General features: G+C 69.3%; 19 protein-coding genes. 5 read left to right on the top strand and 14 right to left on the bottom strand.

Annotated features, from left to right (window positions below):
- Position 1 precedes the first annotated feature (1 nt).
- Positions 2–1,123: an efflux RND transporter periplasmic adaptor subunit gene (locus LVB87_RS06620; protein ID WP_232900499.1), complete on the bottom strand. Its 1,122-nt coding sequence runs from the start codon at positions 1,121–1,123 to the stop codon at positions 2–4.
- A gap of 111 nt (positions 1,124–1,234) precedes the next feature.
- On the opposite strand from LVB87_RS06620, the gene LVB87_RS06615 reads away from it, so the two are divergent.
- The 3 genes from LVB87_RS06615 (at position 1,235) to LVB87_RS06605 (ending at position 4,149) form a co-directional block, all read left to right on the top strand.
- Positions 1,235–1,921, top strand: coding sequence for a TetR/AcrR family transcriptional regulator (locus tag LVB87_RS06615; protein ID WP_232900100.1), 687 nt, complete (start codon positions 1,235–1,237; stop codon positions 1,919–1,921).
- A gap of 118 nt (positions 1,922–2,039) precedes the next feature.
- Positions 2,040–2,696 (top strand): protein-L-isoaspartate O-methyltransferase, encoded by a 657-nt coding sequence (locus LVB87_RS06610; RefSeq protein WP_232900099.1) that lies wholly within the window; start codon positions 2,040–2,042, stop codon positions 2,694–2,696.
- 34 nt (positions 2,697–2,730) lie between these two features.
- Positions 2,731–4,149 carry a TolC family outer membrane protein gene (locus LVB87_RS06605; protein WP_232900098.1) on the top strand — a complete coding sequence of 473 codons (1,419 nt, stop codon included), beginning with the start codon at positions 2,731–2,733 and terminating at the stop codon, positions 4,147–4,149.
- Positions 4,150–4,156: 7 nt separating this feature from the next.
- On the opposite strand, the gene waaA is transcribed toward LVB87_RS06605, so the two are convergent.
- The gene (gene waaA, locus LVB87_RS06600; protein ID WP_232900097.1) at positions 4,157–5,464 is read right to left on the bottom strand and encodes a lipid IV(A) 3-deoxy-D-manno-octulosonic acid transferase; all 1,308 of its coding nucleotides are present in this window, start codon (positions 5,462–5,464) and stop codon (positions 4,157–4,159) included.
- A gap of 44 nt (positions 5,465–5,508) precedes the next feature.
- Here waaA and lpxL point away from each other — a divergent pair, with 44 nt between their 5' ends.
- Positions 5,509–6,426 (top strand): LpxL/LpxP family Kdo(2)-lipid IV(A) lauroyl/palmitoleoyl acyltransferase, encoded by a 918-nt coding sequence (gene lpxL / locus LVB87_RS06595; RefSeq protein ID WP_232900096.1) that lies wholly within the window; start codon positions 5,509–5,511, stop codon positions 6,424–6,426.
- Here lpxL and LVB87_RS06590 read toward each other — a convergent pair.
- The 7 genes from LVB87_RS06590 to LVB87_RS06560 form a co-directional block, all read right to left on the bottom strand.
- A complete protein-coding gene (locus tag LVB87_RS06590) occupies positions 6,417–7,160 on the bottom strand; it encodes a glycosyltransferase family 2 protein (protein WP_232900497.1) in 744 nt (247 codons plus the stop codon). The two genes, lpxL and LVB87_RS06590, sit on opposite strands and share 10 nt — an antisense overlap.
- Positions 7,161–7,195: 35 nt before the next feature.
- Positions 7,196–8,539, bottom strand: a complete 1,344-nt coding sequence (locus LVB87_RS06585) for an O-antigen ligase family protein (RefSeq protein WP_232900095.1) — start codon at positions 8,537–8,539, stop codon at positions 7,196–7,198.
- A complete protein-coding gene (locus tag LVB87_RS06580; RefSeq protein ID WP_232900094.1) occupies positions 8,514–9,629 on the bottom strand; it encodes a glycosyltransferase in 1,116 nt (371 codons plus the stop codon). Before LVB87_RS06580 ends, LVB87_RS06585 begins: the two co-directional genes overlap by 26 nt.
- Before the next feature lie 25 nt (positions 9,630–9,654).
- Positions 9,655–9,858, bottom strand: coding sequence for a zinc-finger domain-containing protein (locus LVB87_RS06575; protein ID WP_232900093.1), 204 nt, complete (start codon positions 9,856–9,858; stop codon positions 9,655–9,657).
- Positions 9,859–9,928: 70 nt separating this feature from the next.
- Positions 9,929–10,639 (bottom strand): pirin family protein, encoded by a 711-nt coding sequence (locus LVB87_RS06570; RefSeq protein ID WP_232900092.1) that lies wholly within the window; start codon positions 10,637–10,639, stop codon positions 9,929–9,931.
- Positions 10,636–11,226, bottom strand: a complete 591-nt coding sequence (locus LVB87_RS06565; protein WP_232900091.1) for a YceI family protein — start codon at positions 11,224–11,226, stop codon at positions 10,636–10,638. The genes LVB87_RS06570 and LVB87_RS06565 overlap by 4 nt, the downstream gene beginning before the upstream one ends.
- 43 nt (positions 11,227–11,269) lie before the next feature.
- Positions 11,270–11,869: a malonic semialdehyde reductase gene (locus LVB87_RS06560; RefSeq protein ID WP_232900090.1), complete on the bottom strand. Its 600-nt coding sequence runs from the start codon at positions 11,867–11,869 to the stop codon at positions 11,270–11,272.
- Positions 11,870–11,971: 102 nt separating this feature from the next.
- Here LVB87_RS06560 and LVB87_RS06555 point away from each other — a divergent pair, with 102 nt between their 5' ends.
- Positions 11,972–12,982, top strand: a complete 1,011-nt coding sequence (locus tag LVB87_RS06555) for a mitochondrial fission ELM1 family protein (protein ID WP_232900089.1) — start codon at positions 11,972–11,974, stop codon at positions 12,980–12,982.
- Here LVB87_RS06555 and glnE read toward each other — a convergent pair.
- The 5 genes from glnE to LVB87_RS06530 form a co-directional block, all read right to left on the bottom strand.
- Complete coding sequence (gene glnE / locus LVB87_RS06550; protein WP_232900088.1) at positions 12,979–15,753, bottom strand: bifunctional [glutamate--ammonia ligase]-adenylyl-L-tyrosine phosphorylase/[glutamate--ammonia-ligase] adenylyltransferase; 2,775 nt, start codon at positions 15,751–15,753, stop codon at positions 12,979–12,981. The two genes, LVB87_RS06555 and glnE, sit on opposite strands and share 4 nt — an antisense overlap.
- Before the next feature lie 184 nt (positions 15,754–15,937).
- Positions 15,938–16,723: a TorF family putative porin gene (locus LVB87_RS06545; RefSeq protein ID WP_232900087.1), complete on the bottom strand. Its 786-nt coding sequence runs from the start codon at positions 16,721–16,723 to the stop codon at positions 15,938–15,940.
- 9 nt (positions 16,724–16,732) lie between these two features.
- On the bottom strand, positions 16,733–17,992 hold the full coding sequence (locus LVB87_RS06540) for a S8 family serine peptidase (RefSeq protein WP_232900086.1): 1,260 nt from the start codon (positions 17,990–17,992) through the stop codon (positions 16,733–16,735).
- A complete protein-coding gene (locus LVB87_RS06535) occupies positions 17,993–18,676 on the bottom strand; it encodes a zf-HC2 domain-containing protein (protein WP_232900085.1) in 684 nt (227 codons plus the stop codon). It abuts the gene before it with no gap.
- Entirely contained in the window at positions 18,673–19,245 is a 573-nt protein-coding gene (locus LVB87_RS06530; protein WP_232900084.1) for a sigma-70 family RNA polymerase sigma factor, read from the bottom strand. Before LVB87_RS06530 ends, LVB87_RS06535 begins: the two co-directional genes overlap by 4 nt.
- Positions 19,246–19,291: the final 46 nt, after the last annotated feature.

Here is a 19,291-nt window from a genome sequence, read left to right as displayed (position 1 = left end):
GTCAGCGGGCCTTCGTCGCGGCGACGGGGCGGTTGTCGCGATCGACCGGCGCAACGGCCTGGCCTTCGCGCAGCAGGTGTCCGCCGGCGGCGACGACCCACGCATCGGCCGCCAGTCCCGACAGCACCGGCACGCTGTCCTCACCGAACGGACCCACGCGCACGGGCGTGAGATGCAAGGTGCGCGCAGGCGTAACCACCCAGACCGCGGTGTCGCCGTTCGCGCCGCGTTGCAGCGCGGAGAGCGGAAGGCGCAGCGTGGTCGCTTGTCCTTCGTGCGTCCTGGCGACATACACGCGCGCGCTCTGGCCAAGATCCACTTCGCTGGCAACCTTCGGATCCAGGGCAACGCGCGTGGCGAAAGTGCGCGACTGCGCATCCGCCGCGGCGGAGATTTCACGGATGCGACCCGGCAGGCGTTCGCCAGGACGGCTCCACAATTCGACGAGCACCGGCTGGCCCACGCTGAATTCCCGGATGCGCGATTCGGGCAAGGCGATCGCGATTTCGCGGCCCGCGTCGCCTGCGAGCGTGTACACGACCTGGCCTGCGGAGACGGTCTGTCCCGCTTCGGCGTTGCGCGTGGCGACCACGCCGTCGCGCGGCGCACGCAGCTGCGTGTAGCCATGCTGGTTGCGCGCCTCGTCCAACTGCGCGCGCGCCGCACGCGCCTGGCCTGCGGCGGCGGCGTACGTCGCGTCCTGCGTTTCGGCAGCGGAGCGACTCACCAATTGTTCTTTCGCGAGCGCGTCGTATCGCTTGCGCTCGGCGGCGGCGCGCGCGAGTTCCGCGTCCGCTGCGGCGGCGTTCGCTTGCGCGGCGTCCACCTGCAGGCGCGCATCCCCCGGATCGAGTTCGGCGAGCAAGTCGCCGCGCTTCACGCGATCGCCTGCATCCACGGTGCGTCGGACGAGCTGGCCGCCGATGCGGAACGACAGCGGGCTCTCTTCCCGGGCGCGCACCTCGCCTGCGTAGGCACTGAGCGTCGCCGCCGATTCACCGCCCGGACGGACCACGAGCACGGGGCGCGGCGCCTCCTTCGCCCCCTGGTCGCCACCACACCCTGCGAGGGCGAGGACCGCTGCGGCAAAAAGTAGGCGATAGGTGGGGGCCTTCGCCCGCATCCTGCGTTGCGTCTCCATGGGGGACTCCATCATCGGCAGCGGTTATTGAACTGCCCGGTAGACTATAAATAGCGAACGTCGCAGTCCAGTATTTCGTCTATGATTCCGTCCATGTCGGACCCGCATCGCGCCAAATCCACACCGCCCGGGGCGCCTGCGCGCCAGTCGGGCCCCGGCCGTCCCAAGGATCTGGGCAAGCGCGCCGCCATCCTGGACGCCGCCAAGCGGCTGTTCACCACCCAGGGCTTCGCTGGCGTGAGCATGGACCAGATCGCCGCCGACGCGGGCGTGTCGAAACTCACGGTGTACAGCCATTTCGGCGACAAGGAAGCCTTGTTCGCCGCCGCGGTGCGCGCCCATTGCGACCAGCAACTGCCGGATTCGCTGTTCGAGGCCGCCGATGCCGCCCCGCTGCAGGAAGGCCTGCTCCAGATCGCCCGCGCCTTCTTCGCGATGATCAGCGGGCCCGAAGCGCTGGCCGGCCATCGTGTGATGTGTACGCCGCAGGTCGTCGAATCGCCCATGCCCCGCCTGTTCTGGGAGGCCGGCCCGCAACGCCTGCAGGATTCGCTCGCGGTGGTGCTCCAGCATCACGTGGACGCCGGTGAACTGGCGATCCCCGACGTGCGCCGGGCCGCGGCGGAATTCCTCTGCCTGGCCAAGGGCGAATTGCACGCGCGCATGATCTTCGGATGCTGCGACGGCGGGGACGTCCCGTCTTCGCATGAGGTCGAAGCGCAGCTCGAATCCGCGGTCGGGCTGTTCCTGCACGGTTACCGCGCGGGCGCACGCCGATGATCCCGGGCCCCATGACCTCCGGCCGACTGACTTCCGGCACTCAGTTCTGGTGTGCTACCACAGCGATCCTGTGCCTCCCGGGCGTAAAATGCCCGGCTTTCCGCGCAAGAGATGTGTCATGACGATGGATTACGCCAAGGCCCGCGAACTGATGGTCGAACAGCAGGTTCGCCCGTGGGATGTGCTCGATGCGCGCGTGCTCGACGCGCTCGTGTCGATCCCGCGCGACGCCTTCGTGCCCGCCGCGCACCGCGTGCTCGCCTATGCCGACGCCGCGCTGCCGCTCGGCCATGGCCAAAGCATGATGAAGCCGGTGCTCGAAGGCCGCACGCTGCAATCGCTGGACGTGCAGGCCGGCGACGATGTGCTGGAGATCGGCACGGGCAGCGGCTTCCTCACTGCGTGCCTGGGCCGCCTCGCGCGTGAAGTGCACAGCATCGAGTTGCATGCCGATTTCGCCGACGCCGCGCGTGCGCGCCTCGACACGATGGGCCTGGGCGCGAACGTGCGCATCGACACCGCCGACGCCTTCGCGTGGGATACGGATCGCCGCTTCGACGCGATCTGCGTGACCGGCGCCGTGTCGTCGATCCCGGCCCGCTTCCTGCAGTGGCTGCGCCCGAATGGTCGCCTGTTCGTCGTGCGCGGCACCTCGCCGGCGATGGAAGGCGTGATCGCGCGCAACGACGTCAACGGTCCCCGTATCGAATCGTTGTTCGAGACCGACCTGCCCTACCTCGTCGGCGCCGCCCCCGCGCCGACATTCAATTTCTGACCTCCCCACCTTGAGTCATCCGAAAGGAATCCGCATGAGCCGCCGCCCCCTCGTCCTGGCCCTCGCCTTGGTGCTCGCGCCGTTGGCCGCCAACGCCGAAGACCTGCTTCAGACCTACGAGCTGGCACGCGCCGGCGACCCCACGTATTCCGCCGCCGAATCCTCCCGCCTGATCACCAAGGAAGGCGCCGTGCAGGCGCGCGCGAACCTCCTGCCGCATCTGGATGGCCGCGCCGGTTACACCAAGAACTGGACCGACTCCACGGGCACGCAGGTGTTCGGCACCACGGCCGTGCCGAGCGATGGCAGCAACGACAACACCAACAAGCAGTGGGGCGTGAACCTCTCGCAGATGGTCTACGACCACTCGAGCATCATGCGTCTGAAAAGCGCCAACGCGCTGAGCAAGGCCAGCGACTTCCAGCTCGAATCGGAAAGCGACTCGCTGATCACGCGCACCTCGGCCGCCTACTTCAACGTGCTCGTGCAGCTGGAAAACCTCGCCGCCGCCGAAGCCTCCGAAACGGCGCTGAAGAAGCAGTTCGACTTCGCGAGCAAGCGCCTGGAAGTCGGCCTGGCCCCGATCACCGACGTGCATGAAGCCCGCGCGCAGTACGACAGCGCGCGCGCCAACACGATCACTGCGCGCAACCTGGTCGAGGACGCGTACAACGCGCTGACCGAGATCACCGGCAAGCCGGTGGCCAACCTCAAGGCGCTGCCGGAAGACTTCCAGCCGCAGCTGCCCGAGCACGCCGACGAAGACAAGTGGGTGCAGATGGCCTACGACAACAACCCGGCGCTGAAGGCGAAGGAATTCCAGGTCAAGTCGGCCGAAGACGACATCGGCACCGCGCGCGCCGGCCACTACCCCACGCTTTACCTGGGCGGCAACTACGGCAGCTCGCGCACCGACGGCACCTCCACCGACAACCTCGAGCCGAATCCGGCGCTGCGCGTGCTGGATTTCGAAAACAAGAACGACTCCAAGTCGATCGGCCTGACGCTGACCGTGCCGATCTTCGCCGGCGGCGCCACGCAGTCGGGCGTGCGCCAGGCCATCGCCACGCGCGACGTGCGCCAGGACGAGTACGAAACCCAGCGCCGCGCGCTGGAGCGCAACACGCGCAACGCCTACCAGACCGTGGTCGCGGGCGTGAGCGAAGTGGAAGCGCGCCGTCTGGCCGTCGTTTCGGCGAAGGCCGCGTACGACGCCTCGCAGGTCGGCCTGGAAGTCGGTACGCGCACCGTGCTCGACGTGCTGGTCAACCAGCGCAACCTGTTCCAGTCGCAGCAGGCCTACGCGCTGGCGCGCTACAACTTCCTGCAGAGCGTGCTGAACCTCGAGCAGGCCGCCGGCACGCTCGACATCGACGACGTGCAGAAGGTGAACCGCTTCCTCACCGTCGACGTCTCCGCCGCCTCGGTCGAAGCGCAGGCACCGAAGCAGTAAGCAAGGCTCAACGCGCGCCGGGCAACACCGGCGCGATGAGGTCGAGGGTGCGGGCCAATGCCCCGCGCCCTTCTTCCACCAGGCGCAGGCCGGCTTCCACCATGCGCTTGCGCCCATCCGGATCGTCGAGCAGTTCCGCGAGCGCGGCATGCACTGCGTCCACGTCCTGTCCGATGCGCACCGCGCGTGCTTCGGAAAGTCGTTTCGCGATCTCCGCGAAGTTGTGCAGGTGCGGGCCGGTGACGATCGCCGTGCCCACCGCCGCAGGTTCGAGCAGGTTGTGGCCGCCGATCGGTTGCAGGCTGCCGCCGACGAAGGCGACGTCCGCACACGCGTAGAACGCCATCAGCTCGCCCAGCGTGTCGATCACGAAGACATCGTCGTTGCGCCCCGGCCAACGGGTGAGCCGGCGCGTGGCCACGTGCCATTGCGCTGCATGCGCATGGTCGATCGCGGCGCGGAAGCGTTCGGGATGGCGCGGCGCCCACGCGAGCAACAGGTCCGGATGCGTTTGGCGCAGTCGACGATGCAGGTCGACCACCGCGTCTTCCTCGCCATCGTGCGTGCTCGCCGCGATCCACACCGGGCGCGCGCCCGCGTGTGCGCGGAAGTCGGCACGGAACGCCTCCAGGCCCTCCGGAACGGGCGTATCGAACTTCAGGTTGCCCAGCTCGACCACTTGCTCCTTCCGTGCCCCCAGCACGACGAAGCGCTTGGCATCGGCATGCGATTGCGCGCCGACGCGTCGCACCGTGCGCAACGCGCGCGCCACCAGCGGGGCGAGCACGCGATAACCGCGCAAGGAGCGCTGCGACAAGCGCGCGTTGAGGATGTAGGTCGGCACGCCGTGGTCGCGCGCGCCGAACAGCAGGTTCGGCCACAGCTCCGTTTCCAGGATGAGCCCCGCGCGCGGCCGGAAGTGATCGAAGAAGCGCGCCACCGCACCGGGCAAGTCGTAGGGCAGGTACACGTGTTGCACCGAATCGCCCCACAGCGCGCGCACGCGGGCCGAACCCGTCGGCGTGATCGTGGTGACCAGCAAGGGCAGGTGCGGATGCTGCTTCCGGATCGCATTGACCAGGGGCGCTGCGGCATTCACCTCGCCCACGGAGACCGCGTGGACCCACAGCGTGTCGCGCGGGGCGTCCTCGTCCGCGGCGCCGCCGTACATCCCGTAGCGCTCCGCCCAGCGGCGGAAATATTCGCGCTGGCGGAATCCGCGCCAGATCAGGTGATAGACAGTGATGGGCAGGAGCACGTAGAGCGCGGCCGAATACAGGCCGCGCAGCAAGCGCTCGATGGGGTCGATCCGCATCACGGCAGGATACCGGTCGGACGGCGGCCCGTAGAATCCCCGTCATGACCCGGAAGCCCCCCGACATCGAGCGCCCACCCCTGGGACCGCGCCATTGGCCGACCTGGCTCGGCATCGGCGCGATGGCCGTGCTCGCGCGCCTGCCCTGGGGGCTGCAACGCGGGCTCGGGCGCGCGATCGGCGCATTGCTGCGCGCGGCGCTGGCGGGACGACGCCGCATCGCGCAGCGCAACCTCGAACTGTGCTTCCCCGAACTCGATGCAGCGGCACGGTCCGATCTGTTGCGCGCGCACTTCGCGGCGCTGGGCATCGGCCTGTTCGAATTCGCGCGCGCGTGGTGGGGATCGATCGCGCCGATGCGTCGCGGCCTCGTCGTCGAGGGCCTGGAACACATGGAAGCCGCGCGTGCGAACGGGCGCGGCGTCATCGTCGTCTCGGGCCACTTCACGACGCTCGAAATCTGCGGGCGCCTGATGTGCGACCACGTCCCGCTGGCTGGCATGTACCGACCGCACGCCGAACCGGCGATGGAGTGGGCGGTGAAGCACGGACGCCTGCGCTACGCCGCGGCGATGTTCACCAAGCAGGAACTGCGCCCGGCGGTGAAGCACCTCAAGCAAGGCGGGCTGCTCTGGTATGCGCCCGACCAGGACCCGAGCCGCGGCGAGAGCGTGTACGTGCCCTTCTTCGGCCGTCCTGCGAACAGCCTGTCCTCGACGCACCAACTCGCGCGCCTGTCGGGCGCCGCGGTCGTCGCCTTCCAGCACCTGCGTCGACCCGATGGCGGTTACACCTTGCGCATCGTGCCTTCGCTCGGCGACATCCCGACGCAGGACGCCACCGCCGACACCGCGCGCGTCATGGCGTCGATCGAAGCGATGGCGCGCGCGGCACCGGACCAGTACCTGTGGATCCATCGCCGCTTCAAGCGGCAGCCCGACGGCAGCTCGCTCTACGACTGATCCGGCTTGCGTTGCGCTTCGAGCACCTTCGCGTACTTCAGGAAGGTGTAGAACGCATGCGTGCGCGCGGCGAAGTAGCCCGCCCAGCCATCGAGAAAGTAGCGCTTGCCGATGTACAGCTTGAGGAAGGCGAGCGTGGGTTGCACCAGGATGCGCGCGCTGAGCCCGCGGATCGGCTTGCGGCGCTTGTGCACGACCAGGCCGCTGGAATAGCGGTTCACCTTGTCGACGCGATCGGCCAGGTGCGGCTCGCCGTAGTGGCGGAACGGTGCATCCAGGTCGAACGGCGTGCCATCGATCACCGGCGCGGCGTGCACCGGCACGGTGTTCATGCGTCCGCGCGACTTGCGGAACAGGCGCAGTTGCCAGTTCGCGCGCGCTTCCGGATGCGCCCATCGCCAGAACAGCCACTCCTGGCGCGGAAGCCGATAGCCATCGGCGCGTGGTGCACGCAGTTCGCGCTCGATCGCTTCGCGGCCGATCGGCGTGAGGTGTTCGTCCGCGTCGAGGAGCAGGATCCAGTCGTGCGTGGCCAGGTCGATCGCGTGCTGCTTCTGCGGCCCGTAGCCCTCGAAAGGCCGGATCGAGATGCGCGCGCCATGTTTCTCCGCGATCTCGCGCGTGGCATCGGTGGAACCGGAATCGAGCACCACGCGCTCGTCGCAGAAGGCCAGGCTCGCAAGGCACGCATCGAGCGTCGCGGCGTTGTCGAACGTCGTCACCACACCCGACAGCGGCGGCCTGCGCGCGCCCGCGTCCGGCGTCGCACTCACGTGGGCTTCGACGCGGTTACCGCGGCCGCCTCCGCGTCGCGCGCGAGCAGGCTGCCTGCGAACAAGGCCGCCAACAGCAAGGTGACGCCGCCCCAGAACGTCGAATAGAACGCCAGGTGCGTGTTGAACGGGAAGACGGTGACCGCGAGCGCGAGCATCGCCGCGCGGGCGTTCTCGCGCGCATTCGCATCCGAGTAACGCCACGCACGCCAGCCGAGCGCGACGCCTGCAAACCACATCAACAACCCGAACGTCCCCGTTTCGCTGCCGACTTCCAGCAACAACTGGTGCGCGTGCAGCGCGGGGCCTTCGCCCCACGCGGCGAGTTGTCCGCGCTCCGGGTCGCAGTCGTTGAAGGCATCGCGGAATCCGCGCGCGCCCACGCCATTGATCGGGTGCGTGCGATACATGCACCACGCCGCCGACCAGATGCGACCGCGACCGGACAGCGCGTTGTCCACGTCGGACTCGTTGGCCGCGAGCAGGTGCGTCGAACGCACGAGGCGTTCCTGCACCTGCGGCACGAACACGCCCAGGGCCGCGATCGAGATCGCACCGAAGGCGAACACGGCGAGCAGGCGTTTCCAGCCCAGCAGCCCCCAGCCCGACCACAGCAGCACGAGCGAATACGAGATCCACGCCGCGCGCGTGCCGGACAGCAGGATGACCGCGCCGACCAGTGCGGCCGCGACGCACCAGCCGACGATGCCCCAGCGCTTCGCCGCGGCGATCAACGCGAACGGCGAGAGGCTCGCGATGATCTGCCCCAGCTTGAGGTTGCATGGGCCCAGGAAGCCGCTCAGGCGATCCACGCTCGCCGCGGCGGCATCCGTGCACATGCCGTGTCCGCTGATCTGGTGCTTGATCGCGTCCAGGCCGAAGAACAGCGGGCTCGTGCCCGTCATCGCCTGCAGCAGCGCATCCACCGTCCATGCACCGACGATGATCGCCAGGCCACCGAAGGTGATGCGTCGACCCCGCGCGTCGGCGACCGCGGAGGCGACCAACCACAGGAACGGGAGATAACGCAGGTCGACGGCGGATTCGCGCAGCGCGCGCAGCCGGTCGACCGCATCGATCGACGACACGGCTTCGGGCAACCAGTACGCGAAGAACAGCACGCTGGTCAGCGCCCACGCCGGGCCGCTCAGCAAGCCCGGCGCACCGCGGAAACGGGCGGCGAGGAGTTTGAAGATCGCCGCGAGCGCACCCAGCACCATCACGCCTTCGGCGATGCCGGGCGCGGGCCACAGGATCACGAACGCGAGCACCCACGCCGGCGCCCAGCGCCAGCCCGCGGGGGCCTGTTGGAGGTCAGTGCCGGGGATCGAGTTCTGCATAGACCGCGAGCGTCGCTTCCTGCATGGCGTGCAAGGTGTGCGGCATCGTAACCGCAGCGGGCTTCGGTGCGTCCAGCAGCGCGTTCGCCCTGTGGGCAAGATCGAGGGCATCGAACGGCGGCGTTGCGCCTTCGGGCTGCAGCGCCCTGAGCAGTTCGCCGACGCCGCCATGGTCCCAGCCGAGCACGGGGCGGCCGGAGGCGAGCGCTTCGAGCACCGTGCGGCCGAAGGCCTCGGGCTTGCGCGAGAGCTGCAGCACCAGGTCGCTTGCGGCGTAGGCTTCCGAAATCCTGTCGGTCGGCGGGGTGATGGCCACGACGTCGCTCAGCCCGAGCGTGCGCGCCGAGGCTTCGAGTTCGGCGACGTAATGGGCGCGGGATTCGTCGAAGCTGCCCGGCATCCACAAGCGTGCGTCGCGGCCTTGCGCGCGCAGCGCCGCCAGCAGCGCCAACGCATCGGCGTGGCCTTTCAGCCGCGTGCCGCGGCCGGGCATCGCGAGCAAGGGACCTTCGCCGGCGAGCGCCGGATGCAACGCGACCACGCGCAAACGCGCATTGCGGTCGGGCCACGGCTGGCGCGGGAAGGCTGCAGGATCGATGCCACGCGGAATCACGCGCAGGCACGCAGGATTCGTCTTCGGATAGTGCTGCAGCAAGTACGCGCGCACCGTCTCCGACACGCAGATCACGCGTTCGCCACGCGCCATGATGGCGCTGTAGCGCGAAGGCGAGTTCAGGCCGTGCATCGTGGTGAGGAAATGCGGGCGTCGGTAGCCCATGCCCTGCAGCGCACGCCAGCCGAGCCATGCGGGCAAGCGCGAGCGTGCGTGCACGATGTCGACGCGCTGCTCTTCGAACAGGCGCCGCAACGCCGGCACATGGCGCAGCGTCAGCGGCGACTTGCGTCCGATGTCGAGCGTGATGTGTTTCGCGCCGAGCGCTTCGAGCCGCGGCACCAGCCGCCCGCCCGCGGAAACCACGAACGCGCGATGCCCGGCGCGCACGAGCGCCTCGGCGATCTCGAGGGTGGAACGTTCGACGCCGCCCGACTCGAGCGCGGGCAGCAGTTGCACGACCGTGCGGGTGGCCATCGCGGAGGTGGCCTGGTCGCGCGCGTCAGTCGACCAGGAAGAAATGCGCGCCGCAGTAAGGGCACTGGCTCTCGCCGCCCTCTGCTTCGATCGGCAGGTACACGCGCGGATGCGAATTCCACAGCGCCATCGACGGCAGCGGGCAACTCAACGGCAGGTCGGCGCGGCGGACCTCGTAGCGTTGCTGCGCATTGGCGGGCGCGGCGGCGGTGGGACGGGGGTCGGCCATGGCGCAATCTTGCTCGTACACGGGGCCGCGAGTTTAGCAGCCGCCCCGCGGAACGAGGCGTCAGGCCCGCTTACTCGGGCAGGTCGAACACCAGCACATCCGCAACGCCGGTCCCGCGGCCGGCGAGCGAACGCACGCCGCCCTCGTCCACCAGGCCCAGGGCATCGCCGGCGGAGAGCGGGTGGCCATCCAGGCTCACTTCGCCCTGCGCCACGTGCAGCCAGTAGCGGCGCGCCGGATCCAGCGCAAGCTCGACCGCCTCGCCTTGTGCCAGGCGCACGCCGCGCATCCAGGCCTGCTGACGGATCGCGATGGTGCCGTCCGCGCCGTCGGGCGAGAGGAGCGTGGCCCACTTGCCCTGCCGCGCCGCCGGATCGAACGCGCGCTGCACGTACGCCGGTTGCGCGTTGAGGCGATCGGGCTGGATCCAGATCTGCAGGAAATGCACCGGTTCTTTATCCGAACCGTTGAACTCGCTGTGCTCGATCCCGTGCCCGGCGCTCATCCACTGGACTTCGCCCGGGCGCAGCACGCCTTCGCTGCCGGTGTCGTCGCGGTGCGCGAGCGCACCGGACAACACGTAGCTGATGATTTCCATGTTGGCGTGGCGGTGCGGCGGGAACCCGCCGCGCGGCGCCACGCGATCTTCGTTGATCACGCGCAGCGGACCGAACCCCATCCACCTGGGGTCGTGGAACTGGCCGAACGAAAACGTGTGCTGGCTGTCCAGCCAACCGAAGTTCGCCTTGCCGCGTTCGCCGGCGGGCCGCGCGACGATCATTTCGCCGCCTTCGGCACCGTTGCTTCGGTGCTGATGCGCACGTCGACTTCATCGGCGACGTTCGGCAGGAACTTCACGACGCCGAACTCGCTGCGCTTGATCGTCGTGGTCGCGCTGAACCCGATCTTCGGCGCGCCGTTGCGGCCTTCGCCCATCTTGTTGAGCGTGACATCGAGCACGACCGGCTTGGTCTGGTCGCGGATGGTGAGGTCGCCCGTCACTTTCAGCTTGCCCTCGCCTGCCTTCTCGACCTTCGTGCTCTTGAAGGTGGCGTTCGGGAACTTGGCGGCATCGAAGAACGCTTCGCTGCGCAGGTCGTCGGTGAGGTCGGGCACGAGCGCATCCAGGCCCGACATCGGCAGCGTCACGTTCACGCTCGAGGCGCCCACGTTGTCCGCGTCGTACACCAGCGTGCCGTCGGCCTGGCCGAAGTTGGCCACGGGGTGCGAGTAGCCGAAATGATCCCAGCTGACCAGGACGATGGTGTGGTTCGGGTCCATCTTGTAGGTGTTCGGCGCGGCCTGCGCGGCACCGGCGGAACCGAGGGCGAGCAGGAGCGAAGCGGCGAGCAGCTTGCAGCGATTCATGCGGAATCCTTCGTTGGGGAGAGGAAGGTACGGGGCGAAGCGTTCAATCGATGCGACAGGCTTCGTCGAAGCCCAGCCGCGGCGAGCGCGGGAAGATCGACGACGGATCGCCCTTGCCCAGGTTGCAGATGAAGTTGGAGCGCCAGCTGGTGCCGGGGAAGAAGGCCTCGTCCACCATCGCGTTGTTGAAGCCGGACATCGGGCCGCAGTCCAGGCCGATCGCGCGCGCGGCGAGCAGCAGGTAGGCGCCCTGCAGGCTGCCGTTGCGCAGCGCGATCGTGCGCAGGTCCTCGGCGGGCTTGGTGTCGAACCAGCCGCGCGCGTCGGTATGCGGGAACAGCACCGGCACCTTTTCGTAGAACGCGACGTCGTAGGCGATGATCGCCGTGCACGGCGCGGCCATCGTCTTCTTGTAATTGCCCTCGTCGAGCGCGGGGCCCAGCTTGGCCTTGGCTTCGGGCGAACGCACGAAGACGAAACGGGCCGGGCAGCTGTTGGAGGTGGTCGGGCCCCACTTCAGCAGGTCGTACAGCGCATGCAGCGTCGCGTCGTCGACCTCGCCCGTGAAGCGGTTGTAAGTGCGGGCCTGGCGGAACAACTGGTCGAGCGATGCGTCGGGAAGCGTGGGCTTGAAGGGGTCCATGAACGGGTCCGTGCCGTGGTGCGCAGTCGGTGGAAGACGCGCAGTGTAGAGTGTCGCGCGTCAAGCGGCCGAGACCGCGACCGGAACGGATCGGCCGCAGCGATGGAACAGCCCGCCTCCAAGGGACAAAGCGAACGCGCGGCGCATGCCGACGAATGCTGGACCCTGAGCGACGGTCACGCCGGCAACGTGCGCCAGGCGCGTGCCCTTGCCGCGGCCATGGGCCTGCCCGCTGCGCGCGATCTCGTGCTCGCCCCGCGCGCCCCCTGGCGCTGGGTGGCACCACGCACCTGGCCCGCCACCGAGAGCGCGTTCGGCCCCGAGTTCGCGCGTGCCTTGTCCACGCCACCGCGCATCGCGATCGGCTGCGGCCGTCAGGCGGCGCTCGCCACGCGCCTGCTGCGCGTGCGCGGCGCGCGCGTGGTGCAGATCCTCGATCCGCGCTTGCCGCCCGAATCCTGGGATGTGGTGGTCGCGCCGGAGCACGACGGGCTATCGGGCGCGAACGTGATCACGCTCATCGGCAGCCTGCATGGCGTGGACGATTTGTGGCTTGCACAGGCGCGCAGCGATTTTTCGATCCTCTCGCCGCTCGCCGCGCCGCGCACGACCTTGTTGCTCGGCGGCCCGACGTCGCACGCGAGCTACGACACCGCCGCGCTCGCGCGCGACTTGCAACGTTTGGCCGCGCGCGTGGGCGATGAACGCGGCAGCCTGCTGGCGACCACGTCGCGTCGCACGCCGGCCGACTGGGCCGCCACCTTGAAGCAGGCCTGCGGCAACGTGCCGGGCCTGCGCTGGTTCGCCCCGACCACGCCAGGCGGCGACGACAGCGACAACCCCTACGCCGGCATGCTCGCGTGGGCGGACCGCATCGTCTGCACGCCCGATTCGGTGAACATGCTCAGCGAAGCCTGCGCGACGCGTGCGCCGGTGTTCGTGCTCGGCGGCGACACCACGCAGGGACGTTTGCAACGCTTCCATGCCGCGCTGCAGTCGCGCGGACGCGTGCGCGCATTCGACGACGCGCTGGCCGCGTATCCGGTGGAACCGCTTCGCGAAACGCAACGTGTCGCCGCCGAAGTGCGCACGCGCCTCGGGATGCGCCGCTAGGCGAAGGCCAGGCCCGCCGCGGCCGTCGCGCCGCGGATTGCATCGCGCGCCGACGCGATCGCTTCGGTTTCGGAGGTGATGCGCGGGCGGCGATCCAGCGTGCAACGCAAGCCTGCATCGAGCAGCGTGGCATGCGCGAAGGTCAGCGTCGCGCAGCGCGCCGCATCGAGCACGCCGTCGTCGCACGCCAGGCGCAGCAGGCCCGCTGTATCGCGCGGTTCCAGCCACGCCGGCGCGCTCGCCGCGCGGTCGAGCACGCACCACTGCAGCAGGAACTCCAGGTCGACGAGCCCGCCTTCGCCCTGCTTGAGGTCGAAGCGCGCGGCATCGGTGCGATCGAGTTCGGCGCGCATGCGTTGGCGCATCTGCACCACGTCCTTGCGCAAGGTCGCCGGATCGCGCGTGCGGCCGAGTGTTTGCGCACGGACGCGTTCGAACTCCGACAGCAGCGCGTTGTCGCCGGCGACGCCGCGGGCACGCACGAGCGCCTGGTGCTCCCAGGTCCACGCGCGCTCGCGCTGGTAATCCGCGAAGCTCGCCAGGTTCGACACCAGCAAGCCCTTCGCACCGTCCGGACGCAGGCGCACATCGACATCGTACAAACGGCCCGCACCTGTCACCGTTCCCAACAGCGCCACGATTTTCTGCGCCAGGCGCGCGAACCAGCGCGAGGCATCCAGCGAGCGCGCACCATCCGAATGCGCATCCGTCGCGGCGTCGTAGAGGAACACGAGGTCGAGGTCGGAACCAAAACCGAGTTCCTCGCCGCCGAGGCTGCCGTAACCCAGCACCGCGAAGCGCGACCCCGGAAGAGAGCCGTGGGCGCGTTCGATCTCGCGCCGTGCGAGCGCAAGCACGACGGCGACCACGCCATCGGCCAACCAGGCGAGTTGCCGCGCACTTTCCTGCGCAGGCTGGCGCGCGTCCAGCGTCGCCAGCGCGATGCGGAAGCTCAGGGCCTGGCGCACTTCATTGAGGGCCATCAGCACGGCTTCGGCGTCGTCTTCGCGCAACGTTTCTGCGCAGGCGGCCATGAGCGCTTCGCGACCGGGCAAGGCCTCGTTCGAACGACGATCCAGCAATTCGTCGAGCAGCAGCGGATGCGCGGCGATGCGTTCGGCGAGCAGCGCGCTTCCCGAAACCACATCGACCAGGCGCGCCAGCGCGGCAGGCTGTTCGTCGAGCAAGGCGAGATAGCTCGCGCGACGCAGCAAGGTGTGCAGCAACGGCAGCACGCGACGCAAGGCCGCATCCGGTTGCGAAGAGCGCGCCGCGGAGGCGAGCAAGGCCGGCAGCACGCGATCCAGTCGCGCGCGGGTGGCATCCGACAGCGTGCGCACGCCCGGTGCGCGCGCGAAATCCCGCAGGCTTCCGTCGAGCGTCTCGGTATCTCGGAAGCCCGCCTCCTCCAGCACGCGTGCGTCGCCCGCGTCGGGCAGCGCGCGCCAGTACGTCGCCAGGTCGCTGGGCGCCGCGCTGCGGCCGCGCGGTGCAAGCAGGGCTTCGAATTCCGTGGCCACGCGCATGCGGTGTTCGTCGAGCACCTCGCGCAAACCCGTCCAGTCCTCGTATCCCAGGCCACGCGCGATGCGCAGGCGATCCAGGTCGCCGGTCGGCAGCGCATGCGTTTGTGCATCGCGCAGCATCTGCAGTCGATTTTCGAGCCGACGCAGGAAGCGATAGGCATCGGCGAGCGCAAGGCCTGCGCCGTCCGACACCTGCCCCGCCGCCACCAACGCCGACAAGGCCAGCAACAGGCGACGCTCGCGCAGCGACGGCTCGCGGCCGCCGCGGATCAACTGCAGCGCCTGCACGAGGAACTCGATTTCGCGGATGCCACCGGGGCCGCGCTTGATGTCGTCGGCGAGTTCCTTGCGCGCGACTTCCGCCGCGATCGCCGCCTTCATTTCCCGCAGCCCATCCAGCGCGCCGTAATCCAGGTAGCGTCGATAGATGAAGGGCCGCAGCGTTTCGAGGAAGCGATGGCCGGCCGCGGCGTCGCCTGCCACGGGCCGCGCCTTCTGCCACGCATAGCGTTCCCAGTCGCGGCCTTCGCGCTGGAAGTAGGACTCCATCGCCGCGAAGGGCATCGCCACGCGGCCCGCGTTGCCGAAGGGACGCAGGCGCAGGTCCACGCGGTGGCAGAAGCCGTCCGCGGTGACCTCGTCGAGCAGGCGCGCGAGCTGCTGGCCCAATCGCGCGAAGTAGTCTTCCGCGGCCAACGCACGCGCGCCGTCGCTTTCGCCGTCGTGCGCGTAGCCGTAGACCAGGTCGACGTCGGAGGAGAAGTTCAGTTCGCCGCCGCCCAGCTTGCCGAGGCCGAACACGACCAGGCGCTGCACGGTCTGGTCTGCGGCGCGCACGACGCCGAAGCGCTGGGCGAATTCGACTTCGAGCGCATCGAGCGCGAGTTGCAGGCAATGCTCGGCCAAAGCGGTGCTGCCCGCGAGCGTGGCGTCGACATCGTCGAGTCCCGCCACGTCGCGCCACACCAGGCGCGTGGAGGCCGCCGCGCGATGGCGACGCAGCATTGCGCCCCAATCGGCGCGCGATTCGCTCGACAATTCCGGCTGCGCCAGCGCGGCGCCACCGATCAGCGCATCGAGCAAGCTCGGCTGGCGCAACACGGTGTCGGTGCCGAAATCGCTCGCGAGCACGAACGCGCGCACGTGGGGTTCGGCTTCGGGGGCCCAGGGCGTGGGCAGGACGGCACGCAGGCGGTCGAGCTGGCGTGCGATGTAGGCGTCGGCGGAGTCCGTCATCGCACCCATCATCGCATCGACAAATAAAAAGCCCGCCCCGGACGAACCGGTTGCGGGCCTGCTCCCTCCCCCACGTCGGGATGCGCGTTGATCGTGAAGGAATCGTTATTGCGATTGCACGCTGCACTGCAAAATAAAACGCGCGGGTACAGGAAGGCCGTTTTTGCGGGCGCATTGCGCACAATGAATGGGGTTACCAGTGTTTCGCGCACCCCAGGACCCAGCCGGCGCGGTCGTTCGGATCCCAGGGGGCGGCGTAGGGCGAAGCGTCGCCGTCGTCGACGTACTGCCAGGTCAGCTGCACATCGCAGACCTTCGTCTCGAAGGCCAGCCCGGTCCGCAGGTCGATGCGCGTGCGGTCCGTGCCCTGGTTGGCGTAGCGGCCGTTGGAATACCCGTTGTCGGGATACGGATCGGGGCCCTGCGCGTAGACGGGGCGATCGGGGCTGCCGCTGTGCGACACGCCGACATGCCAGAGCACGCGCAGGCGTTCGCGCACGCGCACGCTGCCGTCGGCTTCGGCGTAGAGGTCGGACACCTGGCCGAAATAGTCCGGTGCGTAATGCACGCGCAACGCGACGCGGCGCAAGGTCACGCCTGCATGCAGCTCCGCGTAGTTCCAGGCGTCGTCGGTGGTGAAGTGCGACCAGCGCGCGCCGACATCCCAGCTACGGCCCTGCGCATCGCGCCTGGCGAAGCCGATGTAGGGCACCAGCTGCACGCCTGCCTCGCCGGCGTCGCGCACGGTGGAAGCGAAGAGCCCGCCATAGAGTCCGCTGTCCGCGTCGTAGGCAATGCTGGCCTGCAACGCAGGATCGCCGTCGCTCAGCGAATAGCCGCGATAGCGGTAATCCGACACGACACCGAGGCTGCCCGAGACCTGCGCATGCGCCGCGCAAGCGCAGGCGAGCGCGCAGGCCGCGACGATCGCGCGCCGCGCACCCCGCCTTCGCTGGCGTTGCTGTCCTGCATGACGCACCGCGCGCTCTCAGTGGCGCGGCGTCTCCCGCGAATCGGCGAGCCTGCATCCGCAGGCGCATCCGGGACCGGCGCGCGCCACGGCGGCGCAGGCATCGATCGGCAGGGGTCGCACCGCCGCCGAGCCTAGCGCAGGTCCGGCCGCAAGGGCGTCACCGACGCGCGACGGCGACAGGCGTGGTGCGACCTGCCGCAACAACGCGACCAGGCCGCTGACCTGTGCGGCCGCAAAGGAATTGCCGTTCACCAGTCCCCACCCGCCGTCGGCGAGCGTGGTGGGCAACCCATCGGCAGGCGCGAAGAAACTGCGGAACGGCAACGCACGCGCTTCGCTGCCGGCCACGGCGATCACGCCGGGTTCCGCGGCCGGAAAACCGCCACCGGGTGCGCGCGGATCCACCGCGGCCACGACGTTCGCGCCGCGTTGCATGGCCACGTTGATGAGGCGTCCGAGCAGGACATCGTTCGGCCCGCCCAGGCTCATGTTCACGACCTGCGCGCGACGCTCGATGGCGAACTGCAGCGCCTTGGCGAGCGTGAACGTGTTGCAGCGCGCGCGGTCGTTGGCCGCGTCCTGCCAGCACGCGCGCAAGGCCAGCAGCTTCGCGTCGGGCGCGATGCCTGCGATGCCGAGCTTGTTGTCCGCGCGCGCGGCGATGAGGCCGGCGACTTCGGTGCCGTGGCCTTCGGAGACCACGCGCTTCGCATTCGCGTCGTCGACGAAGTCGCGCGACTCGATGACCTGGCCGCGCAGGTCCGGATGCGAGGCAGACACGCCGCTGTCGATCACCGCGACGGTGACGCCGCGCCCGGTCGTGACGGCGTGCAGGTCGCGCAGCTTCCATGCGGCGGCCGCGGGTTGCGCTGCGTACAGCGGATCGCCGCCGTTGTCGCCTTCGAGCACTTCGAAGGCCTGCATCGCCTGCACCGATTCGACGCGCGGATCGCGCGCGAGCTCGGCCACCGCGCCTTGCGCCTGTTCGGGCGAGGATGCTTCGAGCACGTAGCAATCCACGCCCAGTGCCGGCATCGGCCAGTCGGTGCGCAGTTGCAATCCGTGTGCGGCGGCGAGGCGTTTGGCGGTGCGCGCACGCGCGGCGTGGCCAGGAGCGGAGCCATAATCGCCGACGTAGCCGGCGTCGGGACGATCGTGCGCCGCGGGTGCGCGCAGCATGACCAGGAGTTGGCGCGACTCGTCGGGAGGCGTGGCGGGCGCCGCTTGCGCGACGCTCCAGCAGGCCGCGAGCAGGAGGGCGAACGCGATGCGCACTCAGCGCTCCGACGGCGCCGGTGGCGCCAGCGATTCGGCCATCGCCACGCCGGGCGACGCGCGCAAGGCATTGCGCACGAATTCGGATTGCCCGTGTGGCGCTGCGACGAGGTAAGCACCCGCCGTGTTCGGCCCGTCGACGATGCGTGCGTGGTTTGCGCCGAGCAGCTCCCGCATTTGCGCATCGGTGAGACGGGGATCGAACACGACGAGCAGGGTGTCGCCCGTGGCGACCGGCGCCGCGGGCGAGGACAGTGTGCGATACGTGTGGACGTCGTTCGGCGCGACGTTGCGTTCGCCGCGGAACAACATCACCGCGAGCACGGCGACCACGCCGAACTGTGCGGCGACCGCGAGGCGCATCCACGGCGCCGAGTTGCGCCAGCCGCTGCGGACGCGCTGCACAGGCGAGCGTACGGCGATATGGCGTTGCATGCGGAGGCGATTGCGCAGGCGACTCCAGTCGCGGTCGAAGGCGTGGGTGTCGGTCTCGTGCGGTTCCTCCAGCGCGCCGGCGTCCTGCAGTCCGCGCAGGGTCGCCACTTCGGCGCGGCACTGCGCGCATTCGCCGAGGTGCGCGCGGACCATTTCGCTTTCGCCGGGTTCGAGCGTCGCGTTGACGTACCACGGCAGCAGCCGCTCGACGTCGCGGTGGGTCCGGCCTTCGAAGGGAAGCACGTTCACAGCGCCTGCGCTCCTGCGTCGCCCAGCAACGCCTTCATGCGACGGCGCGCGTAGAACATGCGCGTCTTCACCGTCGCGACGGGACAATCGGTGATCTCGGCGATCTCCTTGCAGCTGTAGCCCTGGAAATAGGTCAGGTCGATCACGGCACGATGCTCTGGAGTGAGGTGCGCGAGCGCTTCATCCAGGCGCGCGCGCAATTGCTGTTGTGCGAGTTCGCGGTCGGGTTCGGTTTCGCGCGGTGCGGCCGGTTCGTCGACGGGATCGGGCAGCGACCAATCCATGCGCCGCAGTGCCTTGAGCGCTTGTCGATAGGCGATGGCGAACAGCCACGTCGAGACCTGCGAGGTCGCGTCGAACGTGTGTGCCTTGCGCCATGCCACCAACATCGTGTCGTCCAGGACTTCGTCCACCAAGGTCGCCTGCCGCAACATGCCGCGCAGGAATCGCCGGAGCCTCGGGTGGTAGGCGCGATACAGCGCCTCGAACGCATGCACGTCCTCGACCGCCACCAGGCCGATCAGATCGACCTCGTCCATGGGAATGGCCTTCTGGGGCGGCAGCACCATCCGAATCCTCCTGTCGCCAGTGAGTTACCCCGACCGGGGCGGCTGG

This window comes from Lysobacter sp. KIS68-7, assembly GCF_021284745.1.
Classification (GTDB): Bacteria; Pseudomonadota; Gammaproteobacteria; order Xanthomonadales; family Xanthomonadaceae; genus Noviluteimonas.
Note: the sequence above shows the minus strand (reverse complement) of the source record. Positions and strands in the feature narration are given on the sequence as shown.

Excerpts from the sequence above, each read along its gene's own strand:
- LVB87_RS06530 (WP_232900084.1), bottom strand. The coding sequence starts at position 19,245 with ATGGTGCTGCCGCCCCAGAAGGCCATTCCCATGGACGAGGTCGATCTG.
- glnE (WP_232900088.1), bottom strand. The coding sequence starts at position 15,753 with ATGGGTGCGATGACGGACTCCGCCGACGCCTACATCGCACGCCAGCTC.
- LVB87_RS06585 (WP_232900095.1), bottom strand. The coding sequence starts at position 8,539 with ATGCAGAACTCGATCCCCGGCACTGACCTCCAACAGGCCCCCGCGGGC.
- LVB87_RS06620 (WP_232900499.1), bottom strand. The coding sequence starts at position 1,123 with ATGCGGGCGAAGGCCCCCACCTATCGCCTACTTTTTGCCGCAGCGGTC.
- waaA (WP_232900097.1), bottom strand. The coding sequence starts at position 5,464 with ATGCGGATCGACCCCATCGAGCGCTTGCTGCGCGGCCTGTATTCGGCC.
- LVB87_RS06565 (WP_232900091.1), bottom strand. The coding sequence starts at position 11,226 with ATGAATCGCTGCAAGCTGCTCGCCGCTTCGCTCCTGCTCGCCCTCGGT.
- LVB87_RS06560 (WP_232900090.1), bottom strand. The coding sequence starts at position 11,869 with ATGGACCCCTTCAAGCCCACGCTTCCCGACGCATCGCTCGACCAGTTG.
- LVB87_RS06580 (WP_232900094.1), bottom strand. The coding sequence starts at position 9,629 with ATGGCCACCCGCACGGTCGTGCAACTGCTGCCCGCGCTCGAGTCGGGC.
- LVB87_RS06605 (WP_232900098.1), top strand. The coding sequence starts at position 2,731 with ATGAGCCGCCGCCCCCTCGTCCTGGCCCTCGCCTTGGTGCTCGCGCCG.
- lpxL (WP_232900096.1), top strand. The coding sequence starts at position 5,509 with ATGACCCGGAAGCCCCCCGACATCGAGCGCCCACCCCTGGGACCGCGC.
- LVB87_RS06570 (WP_232900092.1), bottom strand. The coding sequence starts at position 10,639 with ATGATCGTCGCGCGGCCCGCCGGCGAACGCGGCAAGGCGAACTTCGGT.
- LVB87_RS06555 (WP_232900089.1), top strand. The coding sequence starts at position 11,972 with ATGGAACAGCCCGCCTCCAAGGGACAAAGCGAACGCGCGGCGCATGCC.
- LVB87_RS06610 (WP_232900099.1), top strand. The coding sequence starts at position 2,040 with ATGACGATGGATTACGCCAAGGCCCGCGAACTGATGGTCGAACAGCAG.
- LVB87_RS06615 (WP_232900100.1), top strand. The coding sequence starts at position 1,235 with ATGTCGGACCCGCATCGCGCCAAATCCACACCGCCCGGGGCGCCTGCG.
- LVB87_RS06575 (WP_232900093.1), bottom strand. The coding sequence starts at position 9,858 with ATGGCCGACCCCCGTCCCACCGCCGCCGCGCCCGCCAATGCGCAGCAA.